We start from the raw sequence: 21,177 nt of genomic DNA on the forward strand, positions 1-21,177 counted from the left end.
CTGCTACTCATAACGGGTAACGGTAAACCGGTATAGATCAACATTCTCAGTTTCAGGAATACCCGCTTTTTGCTTAGCAATTGCTATTTGTGTTTCTACAGACTCTATTCCGGCCAGCATAGGCAGCAGCAAGCCGCTGCGCCGACCGTTGCGCACAATTACGCCATACTTTTGTGGATCCAGTTCCGCAATCGAGTTAATTTTTTGGGGCTCGTCCAGGATATCCACAGAAATCGTAATATCTGCCAGCTCATTTAGCTCAACAGGCCAGAAACGGGGATCCTGTGTGCCTGCTCCGACGGCATTTACGATAATTTCTTGAGCAGTGCTTGACTGAGCAGGTGAAAAGGTACCGATACAGCCGCGCAGTTCACCTTGCTTTTTTAGAGATACAAAAACACCGGCAGGCTTATTTAACTCAACTGCTCCTTCTTTTGACAGGGGCAGCAAACTCCCCTTTTCCAAATAATAAGCAAGACTTTTTCTTGCCAGCTGCACAGGCATGCTTTCGGCCACCTGCTTTCACGCCCTTTCTTACTTATTGGCAGGGATAAACTGCGCTACCGCATAACCGACTCCAAAAGGCCCTTCATAGGATAATACTTCCGCAGATACGTCCAAGCCGCCTAAGATTCCCATGAGGAAAAATGCTGGCCGGAGTCCGCATTCACCTGCTTGTGCAATTAAATCTCTATCCATATTCAGTAATGCCTTTACATCAACATTCTGTAACGCTTGTACAACTTGACGGTCAAATTCGGCCCCCTGTGGACTATAGCCTGCAGGTGCATCCTCTGTTAAGCGATGTGATAAGTCACCTGAAGCAATAACGGCAACACGCTTGTCCGCCATACCGATAGCCGCTTGAACCGCCTTGCCGAAGGTATACATTTCCTCATAAGGCAGCTTACCCATGGACAAGTGGACCAGTTGTCCTTTAAATCCGGCTTTGTGAAGATAGTACAGCGGCACAACAGCACCATGATCCAGCTGCAGGCTCAGACGATTTGTTTTAGCCAGGTCATCAGTCAGTTCTACCAAATGAATGCCCAGACGTTCACATTTTTTTATGATATGACGCACTAAGAGCCCATCCGTCTCAAATCCTAAGGCCACATCAGGACAGCCGAAATCAGCCATCGATCCTCTAAGACGTGGATGAATCGTCACAACAGCTCCATCTTCGACAACCGGACCGTGCGGTGTAAGCACTACGACAGTCTGCGGATTGTATTCTTTAATGGTGTTTGCAACTTTATCAGCCGCCTCTACCGTAGCGGTAATACGATTGATTTCCTCTTGACCTACTTCCGGTATCATGATAGGCGGATGAGGCATAAAAGCACAGCCAACCAGTTTATTCAACATTGATTGCTCCTTTCGGAAGTCTCTTTTTCGTTCTATCGTCCCACATTTTGGCTAAAATGATACGCTAAGCCCTTGGCAATATACTCGGCCAGTTTTTGCTGGTAAGCATCATCCAGCAATAGCGCAGCTTCCTTGGCATCACTTAAAAAACCAGCTTCAATTAGTATACCTGGCAATGTAGGAGCATTCAACACAAGAATATCCTTATCCTGCTTAACTTGCCTCTTATTTCCTGGCGGGAAATGCTTCATGGCCTGCTGCATGACTTCAGCCAAAGCTTTACTCTGGGCAAATTTGGGCCCGTAAAAAACCTGAGCCCCCGGCCTTACCAGGCCTTTGATTGAATTAACATGAATACTGACAAACACTTCAGCGCCTGATGCATTGATCAATTCCACCCGCCGCTGTAAATCGTTCCGCTTGCCCCCCTTCCCTCTTGTATAGTAATCAATATCGGCATCACGCGTTAATACAGCAGCTGCATCGTGGGCCTGCAAAATATCCTTCAGTTTTAAAGCAATTGCCAGGTTAACCGTCTTTTCGACAACGCCATTCCCACTCGCACCATCATCTATGCCGCCATGTCCCGGATCAATACTGATTGTCTTACCCGCCAAAACCGCGAGGTTAACTGTTTCTATCGAATCAGATACCAAATACCTGAGTGTCAGCAGATTTAGCACAAACACGGCAATACTGCACATGGCAATTAACCGTAAAGAACGCTGGCGAACTGCAATTATGCGCATATTCTCTTCCTCCTGTGTTTTCCTTCTTCTAAACCATATTCCACTGCTTGCCGGCCTATGTCGGTCAACTTCTGGTAAGTATAGCCAAATCGGGACAAGTACGCTACAATATTAGAAAAGACTTAGCTTACGTCAAGTCCATAAGGGAGCAGGCGGAAGCTTATGTCGTTCTTATTTCGCCATCAGAAAGTTAACCTTTCTGATAAGATTAGAAAAGACTTAGCTTACGCCAAGTCTTTTAGGCGCAGGGGAAAAGTGAAACCTTTTGCTAAGATGAACTATGTTACGTAAATTAAATTGGTGTCTGGAGGAATTATATGCGCACAGGGCGTTTTTTGATTCTGCTGGGTATCTTATTCTTGGGAACTTTTTTATGGGCAGCCGGCAGTTCGCTTCTCCCTTCCCTAAGTCCGCAGCTGCCGGTGAAAGAATTATCTGCCAAGCTTGGACAAATACAGGAAAATGCCAAAGAGCTTCCTAGTCTGTGGGATCGCCTGTACCGCATTGTCGCCTTCAAAAGCGCAGTGGAAGCCAAATTGAACAGAAAAACCTACGTTCCCTTAAGCGACATCCCGCTGACTCTGCAACAAGCGATCATCGCTGTAGAAGATAACCGCTTTTACCGCCATATGGGCTTTGACATTGAAGGGATTATTCGAGCCGCCCTTGTTAATATGCAGTCCGGTGAATTGGTGGAAGGCGGCAGTACGATCACGCAGCAGCTGATCAAAAATTTGTTTTTAACCAACGACCGCACTATGGGGCGTAAGGTAGAAGAGCTGCTGCTATCGATTATTATGGAAATGCGTTATACCAAAGAAGAAATCATGGAAATGTACTTAAACACGATTTATTTCGGTTCTAATGCTTACGGTATTGGCCCTGCTACCTATGTATATTTCGGCAAAACACCGCCTAAACTGACCTTAGCGGAAAGCACGCTGTTAGCAGGCTTGCCAAACGCCCCTTCCCTGTACTCACCTTATGAAGATTTAAAAGCAGCTAAGGAACGACAGGCAGTTGTACTGCAAACAATGGTCCGGCATGGATTTATCGGACCAAATCAGGCTCTGGAAGCAAAATCAGTACCAATCAAATTAGCCCGCTGATCAAGTAAACGAAAATAACAAGCGCTGTTCTTGAGCCGTATGGCTCAAGAACAGCGCTTGTTTTATTGCAGCTATTTGTGTGCATCAGGAGTGTAGTATAAGTGGTGCAATCAAAGGTATAAGCGATGAGGTAACTACCGCAGATAAGGCCATGCCAATACCAGCCATTAAGCCCTGCTGCTCACCCTCCAGTAATGCCGTCGCTGTACCCTGACCGTGCGAAATAGTACCTAAGGCTAAGCCGCGGATCAGTGGGCTGGTTATTTTGAGCAGGGTCAGGATTGTCGGGCCGGCAAGAGCCCCCAATGCACCTGTCACAATGACAAAAGCAATTGCCAATCCCGGATCTCCGCCATTTACTTTAGCGACTTCGGCCGCAACCGGTGCTGTGACTGATTTAGAGCCAAGTGATACCACAATATCTTTAGGCATGCCAACAAACTGAGCGATACTCATTGCCGTCACAGCAGTCAGCGCGGAAGCAAAACATACTCCCAAAATAATTGGGGTTAAATGTTTCTTAACAATACTCAAATTTTTGTAGAGCGGTACGGCTAAACAAACGGTTGCAGGTCCCAGCAACAGCGTAATCAAATCTTTTCCCGGCTGATATAAGTCATAGGGTACATGAAACAACAGCAATATTGTCATGACGATGGCAGAACTTACTACCACCACGTTCAATAATGGATTTTGATAGCGGGAGGCTAGCGTACGGCTTACCAGATACGCTACGATAGTGACCAGAATTAGTGCCACTGTATATAACATTTGCATCTTCATTTTCCCTCCCCATTTTTCAGCTTTGTAAATCGAAAGACAATAAATGCTATACATAAACTAATTGTTAGTGAAGCAAACAATACAATTCCCTGTTTATGGAATATCTCCCAATAATTCATCAAACCTACTGTTACAGGTATAAAGAAAAAAGCCATATGCTTGAGTAAAAATCCGGTAACCTCCTGAATGTGATCCGTTTTAATCAGTCCTGTATAGAGCAGCATAAACAAGAGCAGCATGCCAACTACACTGCCGGGAATGGGCAGGCTAAAAACGGCCGCCAGTTTATCCCCAGCTAAGGACACAAACAAAATAATCAGTAATTGCCAAACAACAGCTAACGTTTTCTTTACCAGGACCATTTCTATCCCCCCTTTTTCTCTAAAGACTTTGGTTACCCTTATTCTATAACAGACTCAAGCTATAAGTAAAATATATAGCTTAGATATTTACTATGAGTTTTTCAGATAGACCAAAGACGGTTCTGCCTATCGAAAAAAACACCCAATATCCAAGATTACATAGTATATACTATGAGACTTCTAAGTGACCGTATTATCACTTAATACTAATAGCTGCTTATAAAGTGTGATAATGTGAGGAGATTGAAAATGGATACATTATCAATCCAAGTGGAAAACCATTTAGGTGGTTTCGTTACTCCAGGATCTAATGTCCGCTTCGATACGACCGTTTCGAGCAGTGGGCTCATTACTAATGATCCAGCAACCGGCGTTATTACTATTGGTAAAACCGGCAGATACCTAATCAACTGGTGGGTTGCAGCCCAATCCTCTATTGGGGCGTACGATCTTTCTTTTGCAATTGTCTCATCGCAGGGGGATAATATCAATGCCGTATCATCAATCAAGACCGGACAAATTATTGGCTTTGCCATCCTTGAGGTTAGCAGCCTTCCCATGACAATCAGCTTAGTAAGCCAAATACCTAATAATTTATGGTATTCTACAGCAGCTAATGTGAAGGCTACTTTATTAGTAACTGAAGTACCGGTAGAGACTGGAGTAACAGGTAATACAGGTGCCACTGGTTCTACAGGGGCTACCGGTATTGCCGGGGCCACTGGTTCTACTGGGGCTACCGGTATTGCCGGGGCCACTGGCTCGACGGGGGCTGCCGGTATTGCCGGGGCCACTGGCTCTACGGGGGCTACCGGTATTGCCGGGGCCACTGGTTCTACTGGGGCTACCGGTATTGCCGGGGCCACTGGCTCTACGGGGGCTGCCGGTATTGCCGGGGCCACTGGCTCTACGGGGGCTACCGGTATTGCCGGGGCCACTGGCTCTACTGGGGCTGCCGGTATTGCCGGGGCCACTGGCTCTACTGGGGCTGCCGGTGATGCCGGTGCTACTGGCTCTACAGGTACTACCGGCGATACCGGTGCTACTGGCTCGACGGGGGCTGCCGGTGATGCCGGGGCCACTGGCTCTACAGGGGCTACCGGTATTGCCGGGGCCACTGGCTTTACTGGGGCTGCCGGTGATGCCGGGGCCACTGGCTCTACAGGGGCTACCGGTATTGCCGGGGCCACTGGCTCTACTGGGGCTGCCGGTGATGCCGGTGCCACTGGCTCGACGGGGGCTACCGGTGATGCCGGGGCCACTGGCTCTACTGGGGCTTCCGGTGATGCCGGTGCCACTGGTTCTACTGGGGCTGCCGGTGACGCCGGGGCCACTGGCTCTACAGGGGCTACCGGGCCTGCAGGAGGAGTTACTGGTAATACAGGTGCCACGGGTTTGACGGGTGAAACTGGCGCTATCGGGCTGACAGGCGCAACTGGGATTACGGGTGCTGTGGGCCAAACTGGCCCGGCAGGCGGCGCAACAGGCAATACTGGTCCTACTGGTGCTGCGGGGTTCACCGGTAATACTGGGGCTACTGGGGCTACTGGTTCCACCGGTCCCATTGGTACGACTGGAATAACTGGAATGACTGGGCCTACCGGTGCTATTGGCGCTGCGGGCTTCACTGGTGCTACTGGGCCTACCGGTGCTACCGGTTCCACTGGTCCCACAGGAGCTACCGGAGCAACTGGGCCTACCAGCGCTACCGGTGTCACAGGCGTAACAGGTCCTACTGGTGTAACGGGCTCAGCAGGCAACACAGGTGCCACTGGCAGAACAGGACCTACCGGCTCAACTGGTATTACCGGTGCTACTGGCTCAACTGGGACTACCGGCGATGCTGGCGCTACTGGGGCAACAGGTGCTACAGGACCTGCCGGAGGCTCCACTGGCAATACAGGTGCTACCGGTGCAACCGGAGCTACCGGTGCCCCCGGTCTGACGGGCGCTGCCGGACTTACAGGCGCAGCAGGACTTACAGGCGCCACTGGTATAACAGGCGCCGCCGGTGGTGCGACAGGCAATACGGGTCCTACTGGACCTACGGGAAATGCGGGCGCCGCAGGTGCCACTGGGGCCACTGGCACTACTGGGCCTACTGGTACTACCGGCAATACTGGGGCCACTGGCGCTACTGGGCCTACTGGTACTACCGGCGATGCTGGTGCCACTGGCGCTACTGGGCTTACTGGTACTACCGGCGATGCTGGTGCCACTGGCGCTACTGGGCTTACTGGTACTACCGGCGATGCTGGTGCAACTGGCGCTACTGGGCTTACTGGTACTACCGGCGATGCTGGTGCAACTGGCGCTACTGGGCCTACTGGTACTACCGGCGATGCTGGTGCAACTGGCGCTACTGGGCCTACTGGTACTACCGGCGATGCTGGTCCCACTGGCGCTACTGGGCTTACTGGTACTACCGGCGATGCTGGTGCAACTGGCGCTACTGGCATTACAGGCGATATGGGAGCTACAGGAGCCACGGGTGCTACTGGTCCTGCAGGTGGCGATAGTGGCGATACTGGCGCTACCGGATTAACAGGCGCTATTGGCCTAACTGGAGCTAATGGGCTCACAGGTGCTACAGGCGTAACCGGTCCACCTGGTGGTGATACAGGCAATACCGGTCCTACGGGCGCCACTGGTGATGCGGGCGCTATCGGTGCCACCGGCATTGATGGTGCGACTGGACCTACCGGGGCCTCTGGCGATGATGGTACAACTGGACCTACTGGCTCCACTGGTGATGATGGTGCGACTGGACCTACGGGTGCCACCGGCGATGATGGGGCCACTGGACCTACGGGTGCCACCGGCGATGATGGGGCGACTGGACCTACGGGTGCCACCGGCGATGATGGGGCCACTGGACCTACCGGAGCCACTGGCGATGATGGGGCGACTGGACCTACGGGTGCCACCGGCGATGATGGGGCGACTGGACCTACCGGGGCCACTGGCGATGATGGGGCGACTGGACCTGCGGGTGCCACCGGCGATGATGGGGCCACTGGACCTACGGGTGCCACCGGCGATGATGGGGCTACTGGGCCTACCGGATCCACCGGCGATGATGGGGCTACTGGGCCTACCGGTGCTACCGGCGCCACGGGGACAGCTGGCGTCGCTGGACCAACCGGGCCTACCGGCGCTACCGGCGCCACGGGAACGGCTGGCGTCGCTGGACCAACCGGGCCTACTGGTGCTACTGGCGGCACAGGAACGGCTGGCCTCGCTGGACCTACCGGGGCTACCGGCGCTACCGGCGCCACGGGGACTGCTGGCCTCGCTGGACCTACCGGGGCTACCGGCGCCACTGGCAATACAGGAGCTACCGGCAGAACTGGTGCTACGGGAGCAACCGGAGCAACCGGGGCTACAGGAAGTACTGGTGAAGAAGGCACTGTCGGCAGAACTGGGGCTACTGGGGCTACTGGGGCTACTGGACCTACCGGCAACACAGGTGCCACGGGCAGGACTGGTGCTACTGGGCCTACGGGTGCTACGGGAGCTACTGGAGCAACCGGGGCTACCGGCGCGACTGGTTCAGGCTTCTCTGCTTTCGCTTATGTATATAACACTACTGGTGGGACTATCACTTCAGGCGCAAATGTGACTTTCAGCAACAATGGCCCTTTAGTCGGAGTAACACATACCGTTAACACCGCGCCGATTGTCGTTGGCTCAAGTGGTATCTATAATATAACTTTTACTGTTTACAATACGAATAATTCCGCTACTGATATTGCATTAGCAATCAACAATGTAAATCAAGCACTTTTTAAAAGTAGTGGCTCCCAAGTATTAAGTGGTGAATATACACTATCACTCAATGCTGGTGATAGCATTACGATCCGCAATATTGACGCTAGTAATTATACGCTTGAGCCAGCAGGCTATATCTCCGCCTTTGTGTCTATCATAAAATAGAATCAAAAAACAGTAAGTTATATAACTTACTGTTTTTTGATTGATATAGTAATGTAAGATCCTAAATTGCTCTTTAATTTTCCCTTTATTTTAAAAGAAAGAACCCTTGCAAAGAGTGGATTTGCAAGGGTTCTTCTTGTTCTGTAAATATTAACGTTTCGAGAATTTAGCCCCTAGAAATAAAAAAAACCCGCTAAAGCGGGCTGAAAGAGAATATGTTAACTGGAGGACACCTTTATCTTATAATATGCCAAGTTACACTATTTGTGTGTGAGACTAAAAGAATGTACTTTAAATAAAAAATCATTGCTGTGAATTTTCATTTTAACTATTGTTCCAAATCAATCCTTATTTACATATTATATAACAGAAATATTATAAGAGGTGAATATCTTATGGAATTGCACCGTTTTCATCCGAATAATCATTGCTGCACATGTAAATGCAGTAATTGTGTTCCCATTGTAATCTGTAACCCTTGTAAAACCAATACCTGTCCTACTGGGGCCACTGGCGCTACTGGGGCTACCGGGGCTACCGGGGCTACCGGGACTACTGGCATAGGCACTACCGGCGCTACTGGGGCCACTGGCGCTACCGGTGCTACCGGTGTTACTGGCGCTACCGGCGCTACTGGCGCTACTGGCGCTACCGGTGCTACCGGTGTTACTGGCGCTACCGGTGTTACTGGCGCTACCGGCGCTACTGGGGCTACTGGCGCTACCGGTGTTACTGGCGCTACCGGTGTTACTGGCGCTACCGGCGCTACCGGCGCTACTGGGGCTACTGGGGCTACCGGCGCTACCGGCGCTACTGGCGCTACTGGGGCTACTGGGGCTACCGGCGCTACGGGCTTAGGCGCTACCGGCCCGACTGGCCCAGGCGGCAGCACTATTTATCTGGGCACTGATCAATCAGTTGGTAACCTTGACTTTTTAGGTTTAGGTACGTCCTCCGCTGACTTTGCTCGTAATACGCTAGTAATACCACAGGCCACAACGCTTACCGGCTTGGCCTTTAGTATCCGCGACAGTTCATTAGATGTCGGAGATACTGCCTCTGCAGAAATTTATATCAGCACAGATTGTGGAGTAACCCCTACGGCCACAGGCATTATAGCCACAGTAGTCGGACCTAATCCGCCAAATTGCACTGCATTTACTCCTGCCAGTCTTTCTCTCGTGCTAGGTAATTTAATAACAGTACGAGTTACAACAGATGGTGGAGCATTTGCAGAGGGTGTGGCTGCTACAATCTTATTCTCTGTCCCCTAATATAGAAATCAAGTGTATATTGCAATCCCTTTCAGGTAAGTTGACTCTCACGACCGGAACATGCAATAGCTATTGCATGTTCCAGTCGTTCTTATTTATCATCTAGGCTTTTGACACAATAAAACCATTGATTAACAAAAAAATTTTACTAAATATATAATAAAGGATTTGTAATTTACTGGACTCATATCATCAGGGTAAAGTGAAGTTTATGGATATTGAGGCTGAGATTATGAATATGTTTCTGAAGGCCCTTAATTGATTAATAACTATGTATAGAGAAAATACTGCGGCCATACCGATAAAAAAATTAGTTCCCTATTAGATCATTATGGCTCAACTTAAAATTAGTTAAGAATGTTTACCTATAAGAAAGAACCCTTGCAAAGAGTGGATTTGCAAGGGTTCTTGTTCTGTAAATATTAACGTTTCGAGAACTGGGAAGCTTTACGGGCTTTCTTAAGACCGTATTTGCGGCGTTCCTTTTCGCGAGGATCGCGAGTAAGGAATCCTGCTTTTTTCAGGGAAAGACGCAGTTCAGCGTCAACGCGGAGCAGGGCGCGGGCAATACCGTGACGGATAGCGCCTGCCTGACCGGAAGGACCGCCTCCTTCAACTTTGGCCAGAACGTCGTATTGACCGATTGTGCTGGTAAGATTAAGGGGCTGCTTGACGATCAATTCGAGAGTCTTACGACCGAAATATTCACCAAGAGCGCGGTCATTAACGGTGATATTGCCTTCACCCGGAACCAGACGAACTCTGGCAACCGATGTTTTTCTGCGGCCTGTGCCGTAGTATTGAACTAATGCCATGATATGTTCCTCCTTCCGGTATTAGCGAATGTTAAGTTCTAATGTTTCAGGTTGTTGAGCTTCATGTGGATGGGTAGCGTTGCTGTACACTTTTAATTTGCGGTACATTTGACGTCCCAGTGTATTTTTCGGCAACATGCCTTTCACTGCCAGTTCGATTACCCGTTCTGGTCTTTCAGCCAGCATTTTGCCAGCAGCAGTGAAAGTAGTACCACCCGGATATCCGGAATGACGGAAATACGTTTTTTGCACCAGCTTTTTGCCGGTAAGAACGACTTTCGCCGCATTGACCACAATTACATGGTCACCAGTATCCATATGGGGGGTATAGGTAGGTTTATGTTTACCGCGAAGAATTTTTGCTACTTCAGCGGCCAGGCGTCCCAAAGTTTTGCCTTCAGCGTCAACAACATACCATTTGTGCTCGATGTTGCTTGGATTGGCCATAAATGTAGTTTTCATGCTGGTATCCCTCCTCGTTACAGCTTGCTTACGAAAAAGATTTTTAGCCTTACTTGCCGGGGCTAATGGAAGCACGACAAAATCTCATAAAAACATTGTAATAAATGGGCTTGTCAATGTCAAGGATTAGATCAGTTAAATCGAAAATTTTCCTTGTTTAGCGGCTAAAATACTGCTTTCAGATTAACACATGCCCGGGTGTGTCGAATCATAGAAAACTTCTTGCAAATATAAGCCTTGCGCAGGCGCGGTCATTCCAGCTTTCGATCGGTCTTTACCTGCCAGTAAAGCGCCCATATCACTGTTTTTTCTCCGTCCCCGGCCAATATCTACCAGTGTGCCTACAAGATTGCGCACCATGTGATACAAGAATCCATTTCCCCAAACGCGAAACTCAATAATATCGCCCGCTTGCTGTACCTCTGCCCGGAAAATAGTCCGCACCGGACTAACTACCTGTGTAGTATTGGCACCGCGAAAAGCAGAAAAGTCGTGCGTTCCAACAATGGCCTGTGCAGCCTCCTGCATTGCCGATACCTGCAAGGGCGAAATAATGTGCCATGCGTAATTGCGAAGAAAGGGATTAGCCGTAGGAGACTGGTGAATGCGATAGACATACAGCTTGCCTACAGCACTGATACGGGCATGAAAAGACAACTCCACCTCTTGTGCAGCAAGAATAACAATATCCCGCGGCAGCAGTCCTCTGCTGGCTAGAGCAATCCGTTCGACCGGTATAGCACCAGAAGTAAGAAAATTAACGACTTGACCGTAGGCGTGCACTCCTGTATCAGTACGTGCAGAACCGTTTACGGTAACCGGATGCAAAAAAATTTTACTTAACTTCTCTTCCAGAATTTGCTGGACCGTAATGGCATTGATTTGCCGTTGAAAGCCATGATAGGCAGTTCCGTCATACGCAATTGTCAGCTTGATATTCCGGTTGCCGCTTACAGCCTTTGCCACCGCATCACCCCAAGAACAACCAATAATAACAAAATTGCCGCCAAACCGATAATATCCCGCGATGTAAGCCGCAATTCCTTCATTCGGGTACGGTTTTCACCACCCCGGTAACAGCGGGCTTCCATTGCAGTAGCCAGCTCATCTGCCCGGCGAAAAGCGCTGATAAACAGTGGCACCAGGAGTGGTACCATATTTTTTGCCCTTTTCAGCAAATTTCCGGAAGCAAACTCGGCTCCCCGGGCCATTTGGGCTTTCATGATACGGTCCGTTTCTTCCAGCAGAGTTGGGATGAAGCGCAGCGCAATTGTCATCATCATCGCCAGCTCATGAGCCGGCAGTCCAAAGCGCCGGAAAGGATTCAGCAGGCGCTCAATACCATCTGTTAATACAATCGGGGACGTTGTAAAGGTTAATAAGGATGATATGACAATTAAAAATACCAGCCTCGTGGTCATCAAGATCCCCTGACGTATTCCTTCCCAAGTCACCGTAAGAAAAGACAGAGCATAGATCACTTCACCAGGAGTAGTAAAAATATGAATTGCCAAGGTAAAAATAATAATGATCCAGAGTGGCTTTAAAGAGCGCAGAATCAGCTTAAGCGGAATCCTGGACACAAAGATGGCAAAGACAATAAACGCTGTTATTATCCCATAAGCAGCATAGCTTTCCGCAAGGAATATACCGCTGATAAACAGCAATGTCCCCAGTATCTTAGTGCGGGGATCAAGAAGGTGAATAAACGACTTACCAGGGAAATACTGCCCCAGCGTGATGTCCGTCAGCACCGCTCTCCCCCCTTTACAACCTGCACAATGTTTGCTACAGCCGTTTCAATCGTTAAAGCGCTGTCATCGATTGCCAACCCTTGCGCATGGAGGCGTTTCATCAGCCTGGTCACCGGCGGAACATCGACTCCGGCAGCAGCTAATTCCTGCTGCCCGTGCCTAAAGATCTGCGCTGGTGTATCATCTAATTTTACCTTTCCGCCATTCATTACAATAAGCCTGGTAGCCATACGGGCAATATCTTCCATATTATGCGATACGAGTACAACTGTTACACCGGTCGTTTGATGCAGGCGAATAATTTGACCGAAGATTTCATCGCGTCCTCTAGGATCCAGTCCCGCTGAAGGCTCATCAAGAACCAGATAATCCGGCTGCAGCGCAATAACACCGGCAATTGCTACCCGGCGCATTTGTCCGCCGCTTAAGCGAAAGGGAGAGCGTTTAACAAACAGATCATATGGCAGTCCTACAAACTCCATGCCTAATCTGACACGCCGCTCTATTTCCTGCTCATCAAGGCCTAAATTACGTGGGCCGAAAGCAATATCCTCACCGATTGTTTCTTCAAACAACTGATGTTCCGGATATTGAAATACCATCCCCACTTTCCGGCGGGCAGCTTTCGCTTCAGGACCGCTTGCATGCAAGTCAATGCCATCAACCCGAACTTCCCCGGCTGAAGGTTTTAATAACCCGTTCAAGTGCTGAACTAAAGTCGATTTGCCTGAACCTGTATGCCCGATAATACCGACAAATTCACCTTTGGTGATTTCAAGAGTAACACTGTCAAGCGCCTTGCGCTCGTAAGGTGTTCCCTGCATATATGTGTAGGTAATATGATTCAATGCTATGGACATAAGGCCACCGCCAATTCGTCATCGGTGATAATTGTTTCTGGTAACTGCAGCCCCTGCTCACGCAGTTTAAGGGCTACATCGGCAGCAACCGGTACATCCAATCCCAATTCCTTCAACTTCTCCACGTGAATAAAAATTTCTTCAGGACGTCCTTGCATGAGGATTTGTCCCTGTCCCATCACGACAACGCGGTCAGCCGTTACGGCTTCTTCCATGAAGTGAGTGATATATATGACTGTCATTTTTTCTTGCTTGTTTAGTTGATGTACAGTCGTCAGCACTTCTTCGCGGCCATGTGGGTCCAGCATGGCTGTCGGTTCGTCAAGTACCAGGCAGGCAGGTCGCATCGCGAGTACACCGGCGATCGCAATTCGCTGTTTTTGTCCTCCTGACAACAAATGAGGAGCATGATGGCGATAATCTTCCATACCAACTAAAGCCAGTGCTTCATTAACCCTCTCAACAATTTGTGCAGGAGGGACTCCTAAGTTCTCCGGGCCAAAAGCTACATCTTCTTCGACAATTGCAGCAACGATCTGATTGTCGGGATTTTGAAATACCATACCCACTGACTGACGGACAGCCCATAAATTCTCTTCTTGGGCCGTATCCAGCTCATTGACGATGCATTTCCCATCGGATGGCAAAAGTAAGGCGTTCAAATGCTTAGCCAGTGTTGATTTGCCCGAGCCGTTGGTTCCAATAACAGCAACAAACTCGCCGCGCTGCACCGTCATGCTGACATGATCGAGCGCATGAACCAGCTTACCTTCATAGTCAGTATAGGTATGGCACAAATTATCCAGTTTAATGATATCTCCCATAATTATACCCCGAATTTTTGTTTGCCTACTTCCCTGCTGGTCAATCAAAACAGGGCGACCTCTGTGGTCGCCCGTGCTAAGTGTTACACTAATTCAAGTATAGCCATCGGCGCGGCATCGCCACGGCGAGGTCCGAGCTTCATAACGCGCGTGTAACCGCCTTGACGGTCAGCGTATTTTGGCGCAATAGTGTCAAATAGTTTTTTCACAACTTCTTCATCCATGAGGTATGATAAAACCTGCCGGCGGGCATGCAAGTCGCCGCGCTTGGCCAATGTAATCATTTTTTCGGCTAGGCCGCTGATCTCCTTGGCTTTTGCCTCTGTGGTCTCAATACGCTCGTGTTGAAAGAAGGAAGTCAGAATGCTGCGAAACAATGCTTTACGGGCTGAACTGTCCCGTCCCAACTTTCTGTATAAAGCCATATTCTTCCCTCCCCTATTCCTCGTTTTCAGACAGTGCTAACGTGAGTTCGCCTAACTTTTTCTTTACTTCTTCCAAAGATTTGCGACCCAGGTTGCGCACTTTCATCATATCTTCTTCTGATTTTTGGACCAGCTCCGCTACTGTATTAATGCCGGCCCGTTTTAAGCAGTTATAAGATCGTACCGACAAATCCAAATCTTCAATGGTCATTTCCATTGTTTTGGAGCCGCCCTCTTCAGGAGCCTCGGTAAAAGTGCCTTCTCCCATATCTTCTTCGGGGGGGCTTCCTGCGATATTCTGAAACAGTTTCAGATGGGCAACCATGATACCTGCTGCTTTTGATACAGCTTCTTCCGGTCTCATACTGCCATCAGTCCACACTTCCAGCGTCAGCTTATCGTAATCTGTGACGTTACCAACGCGAGTGTCTGTAACATTGTAGTTAACTCTTAGGATAGGTGAAAAGATGGAGTCAATTGGAATAACCCCAATTACATGGTCGGCCTTTTTGTTTTTGTCAGCCGGCACATAGCCCCGGCCGCGTTCAACGGTTATCTCCATTTTCAGGGATGCCATCGTATCCAAAGTAGCCAGATGCAATTCGGGATTCATAATTTCTACATCCGGGTCGGCGATAATGTCGCCTGCGGTAATTTCACCCTCTCCCTGAGCTTCTACCCGCAAGACTTTTGGCTCCTCGCTGTACATTTTAAGGCACAGCTTCTTTAAGTTTAAAATAATGTCGGTAACGTCCTCCCGAACTCCGGGAATAGTAGAAAACTCATGAAGAACGCCTTCAATTTTAATCGATGTAACAGCAGCACCGGTGAGTGAGGATAAAAGCACTCTGCGCAGGCTGTTGCCGAGCGTAATGCCATATCCCCGGTCTAGCGGTTCCCAAATAAATTTTCCATAGCGACCATCTTCATTAATTTCTGCTATTTCGATTTTCGGTTTTTCGATTTCGATCATCCGGAAAAAACCCTCCTCTTTGCGCAACAAATCACTTACGCTATTTCCACGGTCGAGGGTGAATTATCGTGAGTACAATTCAACGATAAGATGTTCTTGGACAGGAATATCGATCTCTTCCCGTGTGGGGTAGCGCAATACTTTACCAGTTGTATCGTTAACGGACAGTTCCAACCATGCCGGTACTGTTTTAGCACCGAGGTTTTCAATCACTTGCTTGAGCAGCGGTGATTCTTTGCTCGTTTCACGAATTTGAATTACTTCATCGGCTTTTACTAAATAGGACGGAATATTAACCCGGCGTCCATTAACAGTAAAATGACCGTGACGAACCAGTTGTCTGGCCTGAGTACGGCTTTCAGCCATACCTAAACGATAGACAACGTTGTCCAGTCTTCTTTCCAGCATAACCAGTAAGTTTTCACCGGTAATACCTTTCATGCGGTCAGCTTTTTCGAAGTAAGAATGGAATTGGCCTTCCAGTATTCCATAAATACGGCGAGCTTTTTGTTTTTCACGGAGTTGAAGACCATACTCAGATACTTTTTTCCGGCCTTGTCCGTGCTGACCAGGTGCATAACCACGGCGGGTAAATGCACATTTATCGGAATAACATTTATCACCTTTAAGGTACAATTTAGCACCTTCGCGGCGGCATAATCTGCAAACTGCTTCTGTATATCTTGCCATTCTCTTTTAACACCTCCCGAATATTAGACTCTTCTCCGCTTGGGCGGACGGCAGCCATTATGAGGAATAGGGGTAACGTCTTTAATTAGATTTACCTCTAAGCCTGCAGCCTGCAAAGAACGAATTGCAGCCTCACGGCCGGATCCCGGTCCTTTAACAAATACTTCAACTTGCTTTAAGCCATGCTCCATTGCAGCTTTGGCAGCTTGTTCAGCAGCCATTTGGGCAGCAAAGGGAGTGCTTTTACGGGAACCTTTAAAGCCGAGACCGCCGGCACTGGCCCAGGAAAGGGCATTGCCTTTAACATCGGTAATGGTGATGATAGTATTATTGAAAGTGGAGCGGATATGAGCTACACCGAACTCTATATTTTTACGCTCTTTTCTTTTGGTTCTAACAACTTTCTTAGCGACCAAGTTTTATCCCTCCCTTACTTTTTCTTTTTAGCGCCAACAGTTCTCTTCGGACCTTTACGGGTACGGGCATTGGTCTTAGTCCGCTGGCCGCGTACAGGAAGTCCCATACGATGCCGTTTACCCCGGTAGGAACCAATTTCAATCAGACGCTTAATATGAAGGGATTCTTCACGACGAAGGTCACCTTCAACTTTATAATTTTTATCAATTGTTTCACGAAGCTTGGAGATTTCTTCCTCAGTCAGGTTTCTCACCCGAGTATCGGGATTGATTCCGGTTGTGGCAATAATCTCTTTGGCTAGTGTCAAACCGATACCGAAGATGTATGTCAATGCAACTTCAATTCGTTTGTCGCGTGGTAAGTCTACACCGGCTATACGTGCCATCTATCATCCACCCCCTAACGTTTAACCTTGTTTTTGTTTATGTTTTGGATTCTCGCAAATTACCATTACACGGCCTTTGCGTTTAATAACTTTGCACTTTTCACAAATAGGTTTGACTGACGGTCTGACTTTCATAATAAACCTCCTTTATGGTGTCCGCCTGTCCGATTTTATTTGAACCGGTAGGTGATACGGCCACGTTTCAGGTCGTATGGCGTAAGTTCTATTGTTACTTTGTCACCAGGCAAAATGCGGATAAAATTCATTCGAATTTTGCCGGAGACATGTGCCAGCACGACATGCCCGTTTTCCAGTTTAACCTGGAACATGGCATTTGGTAAGGCTTCTAAAACCGTACCTTCAACCTCAATTGCGTCTTGTTTGGCCATCAGATCTCCTCCTCGTCCGCGTCTTACTTAACAATCCGGTGTACATATCTTCAGGATAGCTTTTGTACAACGTCCTGTGCAATAGACCTCATAAGTTTGACATGCCGGACATTTTTTTCTTAGGCTTAGCTGCTGTCCGGATCTGTCCCTTGGCAGCTAAGATGAACGGCGGTTTGCCATGGTCAACTATTGAAGTTTGACCAATGTCCCGTCCCGCCTGGGATATAACGAATTGGCCCAACGGCACAATCCCGGGTGGCACCATGCCTGTTCCCCCTAGAGTTTTGTCAAAATCTCCGGACCATCGGGCGTAATCACAATGGTATGTTCGAAGTGAGCTGACCGCTTGCCGTCAGAAGTAATCACTGTCCAACCGTCGTCAAGCGTTTTAACTTCATGAGTTCCCATGTTGATCATCGGTTCTATTGCCAATGTCATTCCAGATTTTAAACGGGGTCCGCGGCCGGGCGGTCCGTAATTCGGCACTTGAGGATCTTCATGCATATTTCTGCCAATGCCATGCCCAACGTAATCCCGTACCACGCCATAACCAAAACTTTCAGCATGTTTTTGAACAGCGTGTGAAATATCACTTAGGCGGTTACCAACGACGGCCTGTTCAATTCCCTTATACAACGATTGCTCGGTCACATCCAGCAATTGCTGTACCTCGGCATCGACTTCGCCGATCGGTATGGTTATAGCGGCATCGCCATAATATCCATTTATTACCGCGCCAATGTCAATACTTACAGTATCTCCATTTTTTAACTTTTTTAATCCCGGTATACCGTGAACCACTTCTTCATTCACCGAAGAGCAGATATGTCCGGGAAAGCCGTGGTACCCCTTGAATGCAGGGGTAGCCCCACAGCTCTTTATATATTCTTCGGCGATTCGATCCAACTCCATAGTTGTTACATCCGGTTTGGCCGCCTTTTTGACCTCAACCAGCGTTTCTGCCACTATCCGGCCGGCATCACGCAAATAGTTGATTTCCCGTTCAGACTTGAGAATTATCATGCCTGATCGCCCCGTATACTCCGGACGATATCATCAAACACCTTCTCAATATCCTGCCTACCATCAATTTCAGTATAAAGACCTTTATCTTGGTAGTACTCAATCAGCGGTTTGGTTTGCTCGCCGTAAACCGTCAACCGTTTGCTGACGGTTTCTTCCTTGTCATCCTCACGCTGGTACAGATCACCGCTGCATTTATCGCATACATTGATGATCTCAGGCGGATTAAAGGCTACGTGATAGGTCGATCCGCAAGCTTTGCAAATGCGGCGACCTGTCATGCGGCGTGCCAGTTCATCGGCAGGTACTGTGATGTTGATAACGCGGTCAAGCTTGATAGCAAGTTCAAAGAGTGTACGGTCTAAAGCGTCGGCTTGCATCGTGGTGCGGGGAAACCCGTCAAGGATAAATCCATTCTGGCAATCAGCCTTAGCTAATCTTTCCTTGACGATGCCGATGGTAACGCTGTCTGGTACCAATTGACCCGCATCCATGTATTCTTTGGCTTGCTTGCCCAGCGCCGTTCCTTCTTTTACCGCAGCCCGGAACATATCGCCTGTTGAAATTTGGGGAATCCCAAATTTGGCAACCAATTTTTCAGCCTGAGTGCCTTTACCGGCTCCCGGTGGGCCCATCAAGAGAATATACATGTGCGTCCCTCCTACTTCATGAAGCCTTGATAATGCCGCATTAAGACAAGAGCTTCGATTTGCTTCATAGTATCAAGAGCAACCCCTACGACAATCAAGAGGGCGGTACCGCCAAAATATACCCCTTGGATATTGGTTATGCCAGCGACAACATTCGGCAAGATTGCGATAAATGCCAGAAAGAGCGATCCGGCCAGGGTAATTCTGGTCATAACGCGATCTAGATAATCGGCAGTCGGTTTACCCGGGCGCAATCCAGGGATAAAACCACCGTATTTTTTCATGTTCTCTGCCATATCCGATATATTCATAGTAACCGCAGTATAGAAGTACGTAAAGAAAACAATCAACAGAGCATACAATGTTGTCTGAAGAGGCGTTCCCCACGCAAACCATCCTGCCACCGTTTTTACCCAGGACACATCAATAAACTGGGCAATAGTTACCGGGAACATCAGCACGGATGACGCAAAGATTATTGGAATAACACCCGCTTGGTTAACTTTTAGCGGAATATGGGTAGAATGTCCGCCATACATTTTGCGGCCTACAACACGTTTTGCGTATTGTACGGGAATCTTACGCTGCCCTTGAGAAACAGCTATAACCAATACAATCATAGCTACAGCAATTATGGCAAAAATCAGCGCTTGGAATATGTTAATGGTACCTACTGTAAGATATTGATATATTACGGCAAGACCATTAGGTAACTGGGAAACAATACCGGCAAAGATAATGAGAGAAATACCGTTACCAATACCTTTCTCGGTGATTTGCTCACCTATCCACATTAACAAGCAGGTACCCGCAGTTAATGATAAAGCAATCACAAAAACCGTTCCGTACCCGGAATCAATTAGTGCGTTATTCGCTCTGAGACCAAAGGCCATACCGATTGCTTGGATAAAACCTAACAACACGGTACCGTAACGGGTAATTTGAGTGATTTTCTTTCGCCCTTCTTCGCCTTCTTTTGCCCATTGTTCAAACTTCGGCACCACTACAGTGAGAAGCTGCATAATGATCGAAGCATTGATATAAGGCGTAATACTCATTGCAAAGACTGAGAATTTACTTAAGGCACCACCTGAGAAAAGATCCAGGAAGCCAAACAGATTACCAGTTGTGAATAACTGTTCGATTACGTGCGAATCTACACCGGGAACGGGTATGTGCGTACCCATTCGAAAAACGAGAAACATCGTCAGTGTAAAAACGATTTTTTGCCTGAGCTCAGTTATCTTGAGTATATTGGACAGGGCTGACAGCACCTAGATCACCTCGACTTTTCCACCAGCGGCTAAAATCTTTTCTTCAGCCGATTTGGAAAATCCATTGGCTTTAACGGTAAGTTTCTTTTCGATCTGACCGTTGCCAAGAACGCGCACGCCATCACGTACATTTTTCAGAATACCATATTCGATGAGCGCAACTGGATCAACTACAGCGCCATCATCAAAACGATTGAGTTGTTCAACATTAACTTCGGCATATTCTTTGCCAAAGATATTCGTAAATCCGCGTTTCGGGAGACGACGGTATAAAGGCATTTGACCGCCTTCAAAACCCGGCCGTACACCACCGCCAGCACGAGCGTTTTGACCTTTATGACCTTTACCGGCAGTTTTACCAAGACCAGAACCCAGTCCGCGACCTACGCGAACACGTTTTGTCTTAGAGCCCGGTGCGGGAGTCAATTCGTGGAGTTTCATCTACAGCACCTCCTTGTCTAGTCTTGTACTTCTTCTACACGAACAAGATGTTCTACTTTGTGAATCATGCCTTTGAGAGCAGCAGTTTCCTCTTGAATTACGGAACTGTTGACTTTTCCCAGGCCGAGAGCCTTAACGGTAGCCCGCTGGTCTTCAGGACGGCCAATCAGGCTTCTATACAGAGTAATTTTAAGTTTCGCCATGATCTGTTCCC

At 48.3% G+C, this 21,177-nt stretch carries 27 protein-coding genes; 3 read left to right on the forward strand and 24 right to left on the reverse strand.

What is annotated here, in order from left to right:
• Nucleotides 1-3: 3 nt before the first annotated feature.
• The 3 genes from amrA to EV210_RS04505 are packed head-to-tail and all read right to left on the reverse strand — an operon-like array spanning nt 4 to nt 2,117.
• Entirely contained in the window at nt 4-504 is a 501-nt protein-coding gene (gene amrA, locus EV210_RS04495) for an AmmeMemoRadiSam system protein A (protein WP_132076169.1), read from the reverse strand.
• A 30-nt stretch (nt 505-534) separates the two neighbouring features.
• Nucleotides 535-1,368: an AmmeMemoRadiSam system protein B gene (gene amrB / locus EV210_RS04500; RefSeq protein ID WP_132076171.1), complete on the reverse strand. Its 834-nt coding sequence runs from the start codon at nt 1,366-1,368 to the stop codon at nt 535-537.
• Nucleotides 1,369-1,400: 32 nt separating this feature from the next.
• Complete coding sequence (locus EV210_RS04505; protein ID WP_132076173.1) at nt 1,401-2,117, reverse strand: N-acetylmuramoyl-L-alanine amidase; 717 nt, start codon at nt 2,115-2,117, stop codon at nt 1,401-1,403.
• A gap of 317 nt (nt 2,118-2,434) precedes the next feature.
• Here EV210_RS04505 and EV210_RS04510 point away from each other — a divergent pair, with 317 nt between their 5' ends.
• Nucleotides 2,435-3,226, forward strand: coding sequence for a transglycosylase domain-containing protein (locus tag EV210_RS04510; protein WP_132076176.1), 792 nt, complete (start codon nt 2,435-2,437; stop codon nt 3,224-3,226).
• Nucleotides 3,227-3,310: 84 nt separating this feature from the next.
• On the opposite strand, the gene EV210_RS04515 is transcribed toward EV210_RS04510, so the two are convergent.
• Both EV210_RS04515 and EV210_RS04520 read right to left on the reverse strand, forming a co-directional pair.
• Complete coding sequence (locus tag EV210_RS04515; protein WP_165898784.1) at nt 3,311-4,009, reverse strand: LrgB family protein; 699 nt, start codon at nt 4,007-4,009, stop codon at nt 3,311-3,313.
• Nucleotides 4,006-4,371 (reverse strand): CidA/LrgA family protein, encoded by a 366-nt coding sequence (locus EV210_RS04520; protein ID WP_132076182.1) that lies wholly within the window; start codon nt 4,369-4,371, stop codon nt 4,006-4,008. The genes EV210_RS04515 and EV210_RS04520 overlap by 4 nt, the downstream gene beginning before the upstream one ends.
• A gap of 249 nt (nt 4,372-4,620) precedes the next feature.
• Here EV210_RS04520 and EV210_RS04525 point away from each other — a divergent pair, with 249 nt between their 5' ends.
• Both EV210_RS04525 and EV210_RS22835 read left to right on the forward strand, forming a co-directional pair.
• A complete protein-coding gene (locus EV210_RS04525) occupies nt 4,621-8,307 on the forward strand; it encodes a beta strand repeat-containing protein (RefSeq protein ID WP_165898785.1) in 3,687 nt (1,228 codons plus the stop codon).
• A 395-nt stretch (nt 8,308-8,702) separates the two neighbouring features.
• On the forward strand, nt 8,703-9,581 hold the full coding sequence (locus EV210_RS22835; RefSeq protein WP_207900645.1) for a hypothetical protein: 879 nt from the start codon (nt 8,703-8,705) through the stop codon (nt 9,579-9,581).
• A gap of 422 nt (nt 9,582-10,003) precedes the next feature.
• On the opposite strand, the gene rpsI is transcribed toward EV210_RS22835, so the two are convergent.
• From rpsI to rpmD, 19 genes are all read right to left on the reverse strand, one after another.
• On the reverse strand, nt 10,004-10,396 hold the full coding sequence (rpsI, locus tag EV210_RS04535) for a 30S ribosomal protein S9 (protein ID WP_132076185.1): 393 nt from the start codon (nt 10,394-10,396) through the stop codon (nt 10,004-10,006).
• A 21-nt stretch (nt 10,397-10,417) separates the two neighbouring features.
• On the reverse strand, nt 10,418-10,858 hold the full coding sequence (gene rplM, locus EV210_RS04540) for a 50S ribosomal protein L13 (RefSeq protein WP_132076188.1): 441 nt from the start codon (nt 10,856-10,858) through the stop codon (nt 10,418-10,420).
• A 183-nt stretch (nt 10,859-11,041) separates the two neighbouring features.
• Nucleotides 11,042-11,824: a tRNA pseudouridine(38-40) synthase TruA gene (gene truA, locus EV210_RS04545; protein ID WP_132076191.1), complete on the reverse strand. Its 783-nt coding sequence runs from the start codon at nt 11,822-11,824 to the stop codon at nt 11,042-11,044.
• Entirely contained in the window at nt 11,809-12,612 is an 804-nt protein-coding gene (locus EV210_RS04550; RefSeq protein WP_132076194.1) for an energy-coupling factor transporter transmembrane component T family protein, read from the reverse strand. The genes truA and EV210_RS04550 overlap by 16 nt, the downstream gene beginning before the upstream one ends.
• Nucleotides 12,606-13,472, reverse strand: coding sequence for an energy-coupling factor transporter ATPase (locus tag EV210_RS04555; RefSeq protein WP_132076197.1), 867 nt, complete (start codon nt 13,470-13,472; stop codon nt 12,606-12,608). Before EV210_RS04555 ends, EV210_RS04550 begins: the two co-directional genes overlap by 7 nt.
• Nucleotides 13,463-14,296: an energy-coupling factor transporter ATPase gene (locus EV210_RS04560; protein WP_132076200.1), complete on the reverse strand. Its 834-nt coding sequence runs from the start codon at nt 14,294-14,296 to the stop codon at nt 13,463-13,465. Before EV210_RS04560 ends, EV210_RS04555 begins: the two co-directional genes overlap by 10 nt.
• Nucleotides 14,297-14,379: 83 nt before the next feature.
• Nucleotides 14,380-14,721, reverse strand: a complete 342-nt coding sequence (rplQ, locus tag EV210_RS04565; RefSeq protein ID WP_132076203.1) for a 50S ribosomal protein L17 — start codon at nt 14,719-14,721, stop codon at nt 14,380-14,382.
• 13 nt (nt 14,722-14,734) lie between these two features.
• On the reverse strand, nt 14,735-15,694 hold the full coding sequence (locus EV210_RS04570; protein ID WP_132076205.1) for a DNA-directed RNA polymerase subunit alpha: 960 nt from the start codon (nt 15,692-15,694) through the stop codon (nt 14,735-14,737).
• A 63-nt stretch (nt 15,695-15,757) separates the two neighbouring features.
• The gene (gene rpsD, locus EV210_RS04575; protein WP_132076208.1) at nt 15,758-16,384 is read right to left on the reverse strand and encodes a 30S ribosomal protein S4; all 627 of its coding nucleotides are present in this window, start codon (nt 16,382-16,384) and stop codon (nt 15,758-15,760) included.
• A 23-nt stretch (nt 16,385-16,407) separates the two neighbouring features.
• Entirely contained in the window at nt 16,408-16,800 is a 393-nt protein-coding gene (gene rpsK / locus EV210_RS04580) for a 30S ribosomal protein S11 (RefSeq protein ID WP_132076211.1), read from the reverse strand.
• A 14-nt stretch (nt 16,801-16,814) separates the two neighbouring features.
• On the reverse strand, nt 16,815-17,186 hold the full coding sequence (gene rpsM / locus EV210_RS04585; RefSeq protein ID WP_132076214.1) for a 30S ribosomal protein S13: 372 nt from the start codon (nt 17,184-17,186) through the stop codon (nt 16,815-16,817).
• Between the two features lie 21 nt (nt 17,187-17,207).
• Nucleotides 17,208-17,321 (reverse strand): 50S ribosomal protein L36, encoded by a 114-nt coding sequence (gene rpmJ, locus EV210_RS04590; RefSeq protein ID WP_003373491.1) that lies wholly within the window; start codon nt 17,319-17,321, stop codon nt 17,208-17,210.
• Between the two features lie 35 nt (nt 17,322-17,356).
• Entirely contained in the window at nt 17,357-17,575 is a 219-nt protein-coding gene (infA, locus tag EV210_RS04595) for a translation initiation factor IF-1 (RefSeq protein WP_132076217.1), read from the reverse strand.
• Nucleotides 17,576-17,663: 88 nt separating this feature from the next.
• On the reverse strand, nt 17,664-17,840 hold the full coding sequence (locus tag EV210_RS22495) for a hypothetical protein (RefSeq protein ID WP_165898786.1): 177 nt from the start codon (nt 17,838-17,840) through the stop codon (nt 17,664-17,666).
• Nucleotides 17,841-17,851: 11 nt separating this feature from the next.
• Nucleotides 17,852-18,598, reverse strand: coding sequence for a type I methionyl aminopeptidase (gene map, locus EV210_RS04600; RefSeq protein ID WP_132076220.1), 747 nt, complete (start codon nt 18,596-18,598; stop codon nt 17,852-17,854).
• Nucleotides 18,595-19,248, reverse strand: coding sequence for an adenylate kinase (locus tag EV210_RS04605; protein ID WP_132076223.1), 654 nt, complete (start codon nt 19,246-19,248; stop codon nt 18,595-18,597). Before EV210_RS04605 ends, map begins: the two co-directional genes overlap by 4 nt.
• An 11-nt stretch (nt 19,249-19,259) precedes the next feature.
• Entirely contained in the window at nt 19,260-20,522 is a 1,263-nt protein-coding gene (gene secY / locus EV210_RS04610; protein ID WP_132076226.1) for a preprotein translocase subunit SecY, read from the reverse strand.
• Nucleotides 20,523-20,963: a 50S ribosomal protein L15 gene (gene rplO / locus EV210_RS04615; RefSeq protein ID WP_132076229.1), complete on the reverse strand. Its 441-nt coding sequence runs from the start codon at nt 20,961-20,963 to the stop codon at nt 20,523-20,525.
• Nucleotides 20,964-20,980: 17 nt separating this feature from the next.
• A complete protein-coding gene (gene rpmD / locus EV210_RS04620) occupies nt 20,981-21,166 on the reverse strand; it encodes a 50S ribosomal protein L30 (protein ID WP_132076232.1) in 186 nt (61 codons plus the stop codon).
• Between the last annotated feature and the right edge of the window lie 11 nt (nt 21,167-21,177).

It is taken from the genome of Anaerospora hongkongensis (genome assembly GCF_004339805.1).
Taxonomy (GTDB): Bacteria; Bacillota; Negativicutes; order Sporomusales; family DSM-15969; genus Anaerospora; species Anaerospora hongkongensis.